The sequence below is a fragment of the Immundisolibacter sp. genome (assembly GCF_028696615.1).
Classification (GTDB): Bacteria; Pseudomonadota; Gammaproteobacteria; order Immundisolibacterales; family Immundisolibacteraceae; genus Immundisolibacter.
The window spans coordinates 1-11,112 of the sequence record NZ_JAQVGQ010000073.1; the positions used below are offsets into that span (position 1 = coordinate 1).

An 11,112-nucleotide genomic window follows, 5' to 3' on the forward strand; every position below is an offset into this window, starting at 1 on the left:
ATCATCGCCGGCGCCGGCGGGGCGGCCCACCTGCCGGGCATGACGGCAGCCAAGACGCGCCTGCCGGTGCTGGGGGTGCCGGTGTTGTCACGCACGCTGCAGGGCGTCGATTCGCTGCTGTCCATCGTGCAGATGCCGCGCGGTGTGCCGGTCGGCACGCTGGCCATCGGTGAGGCCGGGGCGGTGAATGCGGCGCTGCTGGCGGCGGCCATCCTGGCGACCACGGACGCCGCGCTGGCGGCGCGCCTGGACGATTACCGCGCCCGCCAGACCGCCGCCGTGTTGGCCGACAGCCAGCTGCCGTGATGCGTCTGCCGGGGTCCACCATCGGGGTGCTGGGCGGCGGCCAGCTCGGGCGCATGCTGGCCATGGAGGCGCGGCGCATGGGCTATCGCGTGCGGGCGCTCGATCCCGATCCTGATGCCTGCGCGGCGCCGTTTGCCGAGCTGACGCGGGCGCGCCTGGACGACGTGGATGCCGCGTTGCAGCTCGCCGCCCAATGTGACGTGCTCACCATCGAGACCGAGCACGTGCCAGCCGCGGTGCTGGCGCAGCTCGAGACGGTGCGCGAGGTGCATCCCAACTCCGCGCTGCTGGCCACCGTGCAGGACCGCCTGCGCCAGCGGCAATTCCTGGCCCGCCACGGCTTGCCGCAGACCGCCTGGGCGCAGGTGGATGACCTGCCGGGGCTCGAACGCGCGCTGGCGGCCCTCGGATGCCCGGCGGTGCTCAAGACGCGCACCGAGGGCTACGACGGCAAAGGGCAGGTGCGCATCGGCGCGGTCAGTGAGGCGGCCGACGCCTGGGCGGCGATCGCGTCGGCGCCGGCGGTGCTGGAAGCCTGGGTGGGTTTCGAGCGGGAAATCTCGGTGATCCTCGCCCGTGGCGGCGACGGCGACATCGCCGTCTACCCGGTGGCCGAGAACGAGCACCGCCGCCACGTGCTGCACATCACGCGCGCCCCGGCGCGGGTGGCGCCGGCCGTCGCGCAGCGGGCGCGCGAGCTCGGCGCCGCGGTGGCGGAAGCGCTCGGCCATGTCGGCGTGATGGCGGTCGAGATGTTCCTGCTGCCCGACGGCGAGCTGCTGGTAAACGAAATCGCCCCGCGCACGCACAATTCGGGGCATTACACCTTCGGTGGCTGCGTCACCTCGCAGTTCGAGCAGCACCTGCGCGCCATCTGCGGCCTGCCGCTGGGAGAGGTGACGCAAGCCAAACCGGCACTGATGCTGAACCTGCTGGGTGATCTGTGGGCCGACGGCGCGCCGCCGCTGGCGCCCATCCTGGCTCATCCCGGCGCGCGGCTGCACCTGTACGGCAAGGCGCCGCGGCCGGGGCGCAAACTCGGCCACGTGCTGGTGCTGACGGACGATCTGGATCAGGCGCAGGCCTGGGCCGACGGCATCGTCGGCTGAGGGCTTGTGAATTTTTTAAGCGCTCAGGCCGGCCGGGCGTGTACCGCACGGGCGACGCAAGCAATGCGCAGGACGCGCATTGCTTCACGTACTCTGAACCGGCGTCGGAATTTCAGCCTTCGTTCAGCAACTGCTGCAAGGCCGGCAGTAGCGCCTGCATGGCCAGCTCGCCGGCGGCGATGGCCTCGTCGGCGCGGTTGAACTCCATCACGCCGATCTGCGCCAGGCGTGGCTGCACCAGGATGTCCGGCGGATCGCCGGTCAGGCGCGTGCGGGTGATTTGGTCCTGCATGATGTTGACGGCACCGATCAGCACGTCGAAATAACTCGGCTGTGCCTGGCCGCCGCCGAGCCACTGCGCCAGCAGGTTGCCGGCACTGCCGCGCAGCAGCGCACCCAGACCGCGGCTTTCGGACTCACTGTCGGCAACGGACAGGGTGACCGGCCGGCGCCGCCCCGCGATGCCGCCGTTGAGGTTCACCGCCAGCACCAGCTCCGCGCCCATGGCCCGGCACAGTGACACCGGCACCGGGTTCACCAGGCCGCCGTCGAGCAGCCACTGGCCGTCCACGGGCACCGGCGCGAACAGCCCCGGCAGCGCCATCGAGGCGCGGATGGCGGTGCCCAGATCCCCCTCGCGCAGCCACACCTCGCGGCCGCTGCCCAGCTCCGTGGCCACCGCGCCGTAGTGCAGGGCGAGCGATTCGATGGCCGGGTGGCCGATCAGGTCGACCAGCGTGCGCGTGACGCGCTCGCCGGCGATCAGACCGCCGCCTGCCACGCGCAGGTCCAGCTGGCCGAGGATGGCGCGCCAGGTCAGGCCACGCGCGAAGGCCTCGAGTTCCGGCAGGCGGCCGGCGGCGCAGGCGGCGCCGACCACCGCGCCGATCGAGCTGCCACAGACCACCGCCACCTCGAGGCCGGCCGCCGCCAGCGCCTTCAGCACCCCGATGTGCGCCCAGCCACGCGCGGCACCGCTGCCCAGCGCGATGCCGATGCGCGGTGTGGTCACGGTGAGCCTCCGATGCGGGCGATGGGGCGGTGTATGGTACGCGCCGGCAGCTGAGCAGGAGGGTCAGGTGAGCATCGATATCGTCCCCGCGGCGGACCTGGTCGCGCTGGTGCAGGGGCTTGGCCGCTTCGGCGAGGCGCCGGCGGTGCGCTGGTTTGCCGCCGGCGGCGAGCAGGCGCTGAGCTACGCCGCGCTGGCCCGGCGGCTCGATGCGGCGGCGGCCAGGCTCGCCGCGCACGGCGTCGTGCCTGGCGCTCGGGTGCTGCTGCTGGCCGACAGCGGTTTGCCGTGGGCGCTGGCGGCATTGGCGGTGCTGCGCGCCGGCGGCGTGCTGCTGCCGCTCGATGCCCACGCCGGCGACGAGGCATTGCAGCACGCGCTCGCCGATGCCGCGCCGGCATTGGTGCTGACCGACGCCGCCCAGGCGCCCCGCTGCGCCGGTGGCGTGTCGCCGCTGCTGCTGATCGACTCGCTGCTCGGGGCGGACCACGGCGCATCGACGAGCCCTGCGCCGGCGGTCATCGATCCGGCCGCGCCGGCGGTGATGTTCTACACCTCCGGCACCACCGGCGCGCCCAAGGGCGTGCCGCTCAGTCACGCCAACCTGCTGTACCAGCTGCGCACGGTGGCGGCGCTCGAGCTGGCCCGGCCGGGCGATCGGGTGCTGCTGCCGCTGCCCATGCACCACGTTTATCCGTTCGTGATCGGGCTGCTGCTGCCGCTGGCGGCCGGGCTCACGCTGCTGCTGCCGGGCGCCACCACCGGCGCGCAGATCATGCAGGCGCTGCGCGACGGCCAGGCGAGCGTGCTGATCGGCGTGCCGCGTCTGTACCGAGCGCTGCTGGAGGGCATCGACGCACGCCTGGCGGCGCTGCCGCCGCTGTCTGCGCGCCTGATGCGCGGCTTGCGGGCGCTGGCGCGGCGTTTGGCGCCGCGCTTCGGGCCCGGCGCGGCGCGCCGGCTGCTGGCGCCGCTGCACCGGCAATTGGCGCCGGACCTGCGCCTGCTGGCCTGTGGCGGGGCGGCGCTGGAGGCCGATCTCGACGTTGCGCTCGCCGCGCTCGGCTGGCAGGTGGCGGTCGGCTACGGGCTCACCGAAACCTCGCCGCTGCTGACGCTGCGCCTGCCGGGACAGTGCCGGCCGGGCAGCGCCGGGCGCGCCGTGCCGGGCACCCTGCTGCGTCTGGCGCCGCCCCAGGCCGGCGACGAGGACCTGCCGCAAGGGGCGGGCGAGATCGAGGTGCGCGGCCCCGGCGTGTTCGCCGGTTATTTCGGCCCGCCCGAGGCAAACCGACAGGCGTTCACCGCCGACGGCTGGTTTCGCACCGGCGATCTGGGCCGGTTCGATGCCGACGGCTGTCTCGAAGTGCTGGGTCGTGCCTCGACGCTGATCGTCACCGAGAGCGGCAAGAACATCCAGCCGGAGGAGGTGGAGGCGGTCAACCAGGCGCACCCGCTGATCGCCGAGGCGGCGGTGCTGCAGGTGGATCGTAAACTGGTGGCGTTGCTGGTGCCGGCGCCGCAGCTGCCCGCAGACGACCCGGCGCAGACGCTGGCGCGGCTGCGCGCGGCGCTGGCGGAGCAGTCGCAGCGCCTGCCGAGCTACCAGCGCGTGGTCGAGTTCGCCGTTACCCGCCAACCGCTCGAGCGCACGGCGCTCGGCAAGCTGCGCCGGCACCTGCTGGCGCAGCGCTACCGGCAGGCGCGCGCGGCGCTCGCCGGCGAGGCCGTCCCGGCGCCGCTGGCCGCCGCCGACGAGGCGCTGCTGCGCGATCCGCGGGCGCGGGCGGTGTGGGAATACCTTGCCGAACGCTACCCCGACCGCGCGCTGACACCCGACAGCCACCTGCAGCTCGATCTGGGTCTGGACTCGCTGGCCTGGTTGAACGTCGGCATGGACATCGCGGCGCGCTGCGGCGCGCAGTTGTCCGAGGACGCCATCGCCCGCATTGCCACCGTGCGCGATCTGCTGCGCGAGGTCAGCCTCGCCGGCACGGCGCCGCCGGCGAGGCTGCTGGACGACCCGCGGGCGGCGCTCGACGCCGAGCAGCGGCGCTGGCTCGAGCCACTGCCGCGCGGGCTGTGGCCGCTGCGCGCGCTGCTGTGGGCGCTCGACTGGCTGTTGATGCGGCTGGTGTTTCGTCTGCACGTGACCGGGCGCGAGCGGTTGCCGGCCAAGGGCGCCTTCCTGCTGGCGCCGAACCACGCCAGCTATCTGGACGCCCCGGCGCTGGCGGCGGCGCTCGGCCGGCGGGCACTCGGCTCGCTGTGCTGGGCCGGCTGGAGCGGCATTATGCTGGCCAATCCAGCGATGCGGCTGGTGTCGCGCCTGGCGCGGGTGTTGCCGATGGACCCCGACCGCCGTCCGCTGTCTAGCCTGGCACTCGGGCTTGCCGCACTGCGTGCTGGCAACGCGCTGGTATGGTTCCCGGAAGGCGCCCGCTCGCGCAGCGGCGCGCTCGGGCCGTTTCGGCCCGGCATCGGCCTGCTGCTGGAGCACACCGACGTGCCGGTGCTGCCGGTGTACATCGAGGGCAGCTACCGCGCCTGGCCGGTGCACCGGCGCTGGCCGCGGCCGGCGCGCCTCGGCGTGCATTTCGGCACGCCGATCGCGGCCAGCCGGCTGCTGGCCAGCGGCGGCGCCGGGCCGCCGCACGAACGCGCCACCCATGCGCTGCGCGAAGCCATGCTCGAGCTGATCCGCGCGTGCGAGACGGCGCAGCAAGGTTGACAGGGCATTCCTGTCACGGCTGCCAGTCCACGGCGTGGTCTTGCAGGTAGGCGTCCACGGCGGCGCCGACGGTGGGATGAAAGACCGCCTCGCCGCCCAGGCGCCCGAACAGCTCGAAGCGCTTGAGCTTGTCCTTGACCGGGTCCTTCATTTCCGCGAAGTGCAGTTCGATGCCGGACTCGCGCAGCGCCTCGGCCAGCTCGACCAGCACGTCGGCCGAGGTCACATCGATGCTGGTGACCGGCTCGGCGGCCACCACCACGCGCCGCACCGGCGTCGGTGACTGGGCGATCGCCTCCAGCACGCGCTGGCGGAACAGCTCGGCGTTGGCAAAGAACAGCGGCGCGTCCCAGCGGAACAGCACCAGACCGGGCACCAGCCGCGCGTTCGGATAACGGCGGATATCGTGATAGCCGCGGATGCCGTCCACGCGGCCCAGCACGGCGTGGTAGGGACGCCAGCCGTCCCACAGAAACTCGGCGACCGCGATCAGCACCGCAAGGCCAATGCCCTCGATCACTCCCAGCACCGCCACACCGGCAAAGCACGCCATCGACAGCCAGAACTCCCAGCGCTGGATGCGAAAGATGCGCCACAGATCCCGCCACTCGAACAGCCCCAGCGCCGACACGATCACCACCGCCGCCAGCGCGCCGTGCGGCAGGTGCCGCAGCAGGCCCGGCGCCAGCACCAGCAGCAAAGCGACCGCCAGCGCGCCGACCACGCCGGTGAGCTGCGTGCGCGCGCCCGCGGTCTCGGCCACCGGCGTGCGCGACGAGCTACTGCTGACCGGAAACCCCTGGAACAGCCCGGCGCACAGGTTGGCGGCGCCCAGGCCGATCATCTCCTGGTTGGGGTCCACCGCGCTGCCGGTTTTCGCCGCGTAAGTGCGCGACAGCACGCTGGTGTCGGCAAACGCCACCAGCGCCGCGGCGGCGCCGCCGACGAGGATCGCCCGCAGGTCGTCCACGTCGACCCGCGGCAGGGCGAAGCTCGGCAGGCCGTGCGGCAGCGGGCCGAGCACCGCGACACCAGCATGCGCGTCGAGGCCCAACACACCGACCGCGACCGTGGCGCCCGCCACGGCGATCAGCAGCCCCGGCAGGCGCGTGAAGCGCTTGAGCAGCGCGATGGCGGCCAGCGTGCCCGCACCCACGGCAAAGGCGGTCCAGTTGGCTTGGCCGTCCGCAACCGCGCGCGAGAGCTGCACGAGCCCGCGCAGCGGCCCGTGGCCATCGATCGACAAGCCGAACAGCGCCGGCAACTGCTCGATCAGCACGGTCAGCGCGATGCCGTTCATGTAGCCGTAGCGGATCGGCTTGGACAGCAGCTCGGTGACGAAACCCAGACGCAGCACGCCGATCAGGATGCACAGCAGCCCGGCCACCACCGCCAACATGCCGGCGATGGCCACGGCGCGCGCGGCATCGCCGCCGGACAGCGGCAGCACCACCGCCAGAATCACCGGCGCCAGCGAGGAATCCGGGCCCAGCACCAGAATGCGGCTGGGGCCGAACAGCGCGTATACCAGCAGCGCCACGACGGTGGCGTACAGACCGTGGATGCCCGGCACGCCCGAGGCCACCGCATAGGCGATGCCGACCGGCACCAACATCGCCGCCAGTACCAGACCTGCCGTGAGGTCGTGCTTGAGCCAGGTGGTCCGATAGTGGCGCAGCGTCTGCAGTCCAGGCAGCCAATGCGTCCAGCGTTTCATGGTGTTGGGAAATCCGGGTTTGCGAACGCGTTCGGCATCGCTACGAAACTGCGGAAAAATTCCGTCCATGGAATTTTTCCGCTCGCCGTCGCGCGGTACACGCCCGCGCGACGCTCCATGAATCAAGGGCTTGCGCCCTCGATTCATACCGGGGCATCCTGCCCCGGACGGGAAACGCTGGATTATTCAGATACTGTCTTCGCCCCGGTCACGGCAAGCCCATGGCGGGGTCGAAGGGGCGTCCGGATTTGAGCACGCCCCAGATGAGGTGCAGGAGTTTGCGCATGGCGGCCACCAGCACCTGCTTGGGGTGTTTGCCCCTGGCCGCCAAACGCTCACAAAACGCGCGCAGCACCGGGTTGTGTCGCTTGGCCACCAGGGCCGGCATGTACAGGGCCTTGCGCAGGGCGCTCGAGCCCTGTTTGCTGATCGGGCGGGCGCCGGTCCGTTGCCCGGACTGGTGCACGCGCGGGTTGATGCCGCTGTAGGCCACGATCTGGCCGGCGTTCTCGAAGCGTTCCACATCGCCCAGGTAGGCCAGCACACGGCTGACGGTGTCCGGGCCGATGCCCGGAATGCTCTGCAGCAACCGCGCTTGGCGGCGCTGATCCGGATCACGGTCGATGTGCTCTTGGATCGCCTCGCGCAGGCGCGTCATCTCGTCTTGCAGGGCGGCGAGAATGGTGTGCACCGAGCGCAGGGCCTCGCCGTGCACCTGCTCGGCACGCGCCCGCTCCATCGTGTGCATCACGATCAAATCGTCCAGGCGGCTGACCAGCGCCTGCAGGCGCGCCTGCTGCGGGCTCGGCGGCGTCCAGCGGCGCGGCGCATGCTGGCGCGCGTAGCGGGCGATCAGCCGCGCATCGATCCGGTCGGTCTTTGCCCGCACCCCGAGCGTGCGCGCAAACGCCTGGATGCGCGCCGGGTTCTCGATGGCGACCACCACCCCGGCCTCGTGCAGCGCCCGCGCCAGCGCCGTGCCGTACGGGCCGGTCGCCTCCAGGCACACCCCGCACTGCGCCCAGTCGAGCCCCTGCGCCCGGCCCCAGGCCAGCAGCGCCGCAAACCCGCCGGCATCGTTCGCAAACACCTTGCTCTTGCCGCGCCCGTCGGGGCGCTCGACGAACACGTCGAATTTCTTCTTCGACACATCCACGCCCAGCCAGATCGACGGATTGTGCAGTTCGCTCATACTCCTGCTCCGCAAACGCTTCACACCAACCCCTTACCCGATCCGTTCCACCTTACGTGTACAGGCTCAGGCCAACGGCCACCGCCTCGGATACTGTTCGAACTGACGATCAGGGGGATGGCGGGCGGCTCATCTGATTCACAGGTTCAAAGACCTCAGCGCTTCCTCAGCCTGCCCGGCCATCGCTGCGGGGATCAGCCGCAGTACGCTCCCCCAGGGGAAGGGGGGGCGTCAAGACGTAAGCGCTTCCCTAAGAAAATGCTGAAAAATTCCCTCCCTGGAATTTTTCAGCTCGCCGTCGCGCGGTACACGCCCGCGCGACGCTCCCTGAATCAATGGCTTACGCCCTTGATTCAGGCCGGGGCATCCTGCCCCGGACGGAAAACGCTGAATAAATCAGCGCCTCCTTAACTGTCCGCCCTATTAGCCGGTTCAAGCCGGATTTGTAGTGGAGCGAGTAAAGATGGATCCATGCCACTACTGATGAGCCTTTGCAAATAGTCCAGTAGATCATCCTGTCTGGGTTGACCGAATGCCATGCGATAGATTGTCAGGCTGCGTTTCAGCCATGCGAGTTGCGCGACCTCTCGACTGAAAGGCAACATCGGCACACGCCGTTCGACCCGCACGGAACCTTCATATATCCAATAAGGGATCAGATCGGTATCGACAGTCGCTTCCGAGCGCGCATGTTCGAACATGAGCTTCCATGGATCGTCAGGAGCCTGACCGCGGCCCCTGACGACAGCAGCCTGGCGTTCGGCCAGATTGAGTCGCACGGCATGACCCTTGAAGCGGTGGACGCGGCCTTCGCGCTGTTCGAGGTCCACCGGGTTGCCCGGCAAGTTCCAGTGATAGACGCGATAGCAATAGGGATGGAAGTCCAGCCCTTCCTGGCCGACCGACGTGGTGGCGAGAACGAACGGCCGGAACGGTGAGTTGAAGGCGTCACGCACGCCTCCGAGCCGCGCGACGGCCCCGTCTTCGTCCTTGTAGTCGGCGAGCCGCATCGCGAAGCGTCCGCGCATCTGGAACTTGCTGATGGCGAGGGACTCTCCATCGACCTGTACATCATCGACGTCGATTTGCGATGGGCGGATCGCCAAGGCCCGGGCCATGGCGCGAGCGACACCGATTGCGCGGTCTTCGGCTGGGCGGGCGCCGAGACCTTCGGCATCGACGAGGTAATGTGCGTATTCGTCCAGGACGGCCTGTAGGTTGAGCTGGGCACAATAGGCCAGCACGCGGCGCCAGTAGTGATCGTCGGTATCCCGTCGCAGCAAGGCGATCGCGTCATGCTGATTGAACAGCGCCCGGAACGACCAGGCGACTTCAGCGGCGGCGCTGAGCAAGCGCGGGTCATCCCAGGCCAGCTCGGGCGCGATCCGCTTGAGGGCGCGAAGCGCGCAGACGGCCGGACTGCCGAGCGCGACGTCAACCAGCAGGTCCGAAAGATCGTCGGACAAAGCGCCGATGTTGTGCGTCTTCACCGCTGCCGCCAGTTCGGCGACATGATCGTGGAAGGCGTCTTCGCTCGCCAGGGCGCGCATGCCGTGGGGTGCTTCCAGCCAGGCGCGGGATCGCGCGCCCAGCAGGTCATCGATCACGGCTGGGGCGGCCCACTCGGAGCTGTGCGCATCCTGATGCGACACCGCGCCTTCCTTCAAAGCGCCGAGGGCGGGTTTGAGGCGGTCGCCCACAGCGGAGCGCATTCCCTCCAGCGACAAGGCGGCCGCCTTGTCGCTGAACACCGCCAGCGGATCGGCCAGCTCGGCCAGCGTCGGCGAGGGATAGATCAGCAGCAGCGCGCGCAGACCCGAGAGCCGGCCGTGATCCTGCCGAAACTGCAAGGGACGCAGGCGATGCTGCTCGAAATAGCGCCGGCCGGATTCGCCGACGCCCATGCGCCGTTCGGCTTCGTAGGACAGCAGGGCTGCGATCGCATCGGGCACCATGGACCAGGACGAAAATATCAGCGCCTTGGTCAGCGGCGCCCCGGCTCGTGCCTCGCCGTAATAGGGCATGGCGGCGGGTATCCAGAGGTTCTGTTCCAGGTGCTGGCCGAAGCTGTCGTCCATGATCGCGCGCATGCGGCCGTTAGCCGGGTCTAGCGGCGCATAGGCGTCGATGGCGTCACGATCAAGCATGGTCGGTCGAGCTGCCTGGATTGCGGTGCGGAGCACGGCCGAAGGCGCATCGACCTGGTCTTCCAGCAGCCGCTTCAGGCTGTAGTGGCGCATGAAGTTGAGCAGATAGGGCGAAGACTTCCAGTATTCGATGATCTCCGGCGCACCGAGCGTGCGCGCCAGCTGAGAAACGGCGAATGCCTGCGCGAGGTCGGCGGGCGCGATCGAGACCGTAATGGGGGGCTCGCTCATCATGGAGTCGCGCTCGACCGTGGATGCGACCCGCTCGGTTCGGGCGATCACACGGCGCAGGCGCCGTTCGATGGTCTGGCGGGTCTCGACCGCTGGGGCATGTGACTGCGGCAGGGCGTGCAGGAGGCCACGGAAGGCGCGCATTTCACGCGCCAGCGCGGCTGCCACCTGCGGTCCTTTTTCCGGGCCGTAAAGGAAACTTACGGTCTCAAGGAAGTCCTGATAGTGGTCGCCTTCGTCGGGCTCGTCGCCGGCGAGCGTGAGCATCCGGTAGGGTGTGGCGGAGAGCAGCAGGGTGCGGGCGGCGTGCCCGTCACCTTCTGAGTAGTCGAACAGTTCGCGCGCGAGGATCGCCGCGTCGCTGTCGCCATGCAGCAGTTCCCGGAACCGCTGGAACTCGTCCATGATGATGAGGTCGGGTTGCAGCGCGTCCACGCAGGCATGCGACAGCTTGGCGCGGAGCCGGGCGACCAGGCTGTTGCGGGGCTGTGTCATTTCTGCGGGATAGGTGTCCCGGCGGCGCGGGAAGAGTTCGCAAACCCGTTCGAGTTCCTCGAAGAGGTCGCGATCCGCCTGCACGTCGCGGAGGAAACGCTCGATGATGCGCTTGTCGACGCCTTCGAGGGTGAGGTTGTCCACGGCGCGGTTCCAACCCTCGACGCCGGCT

The 11,112-nt window shown here is 70.0% G+C and carries 7 protein-coding genes; 3 read left to right on the forward strand and 4 right to left on the reverse strand.

Annotation, left to right across the window (positions count from 1 at the left end):
* Both PHC73_RS06625 and PHC73_RS06630 read left to right on the forward strand, forming a co-directional pair.
* Positions 1–306: AIR carboxylase family protein (locus PHC73_RS06625; RefSeq protein WP_300125958.1), on the forward strand; the 306-nt coding region annotated here is incomplete at its 5' end.
* Positions 306–1,415: a 5-(carboxyamino)imidazole ribonucleotide synthase gene (locus tag PHC73_RS06630; RefSeq protein ID WP_300125971.1), complete on the forward strand. Its 1,110-nt coding sequence runs from the start codon at positions 306–308 to the stop codon at positions 1,413–1,415. The genes PHC73_RS06625 and PHC73_RS06630, both read left to right, overlap by 1 nt.
* A gap of 112 nt (positions 1,416–1,527) precedes the next feature.
* Here the strand turns inward: PHC73_RS06630 and PHC73_RS06635 are convergent, their stop codons facing one another.
* Positions 1,528–2,427 carry a patatin-like phospholipase family protein gene (locus PHC73_RS06635; RefSeq protein WP_300125959.1) on the reverse strand — a complete coding sequence of 300 codons (900 nt, stop codon included), beginning with the start codon at positions 2,425–2,427 and terminating at the stop codon, positions 1,528–1,530.
* A 67-nt stretch (positions 2,428–2,494) separates the two neighbouring features.
* Here PHC73_RS06635 and PHC73_RS06640 point away from each other — a divergent pair, with 67 nt between their 5' ends.
* Positions 2,495–5,158 (forward strand): AMP-binding protein, encoded by a 2,664-nt coding sequence (locus tag PHC73_RS06640; protein ID WP_300125962.1) that lies wholly within the window; start codon positions 2,495–2,497, stop codon positions 5,156–5,158.
* A gap of 13 nt (positions 5,159–5,171) precedes the next feature.
* Here the strand turns inward: PHC73_RS06640 and sulP are convergent, their stop codons facing one another.
* The 3 genes from sulP to PHC73_RS06655 form a co-directional block, all read right to left on the reverse strand.
* Positions 5,172–6,875, reverse strand: a complete 1,704-nt coding sequence (sulP, locus tag PHC73_RS06645; RefSeq protein ID WP_300125964.1) for a SulP family inorganic anion transporter — start codon at positions 6,873–6,875, stop codon at positions 5,172–5,174.
* Positions 6,876–7,083: 208 nt separating this feature from the next.
* A complete protein-coding gene (locus PHC73_RS06650) occupies positions 7,084–8,067 on the reverse strand; it encodes an IS110 family transposase (protein WP_300125965.1) in 984 nt (327 codons plus the stop codon).
* Positions 8,068–8,474: 407 nt separating this feature from the next.
* Entirely contained in the window at positions 8,475–11,084 is a 2,610-nt protein-coding gene (locus PHC73_RS06655; protein ID WP_300125968.1) for a helicase-related protein, read from the reverse strand.
* Positions 11,085–11,112: the final 28 nt, after the last annotated feature.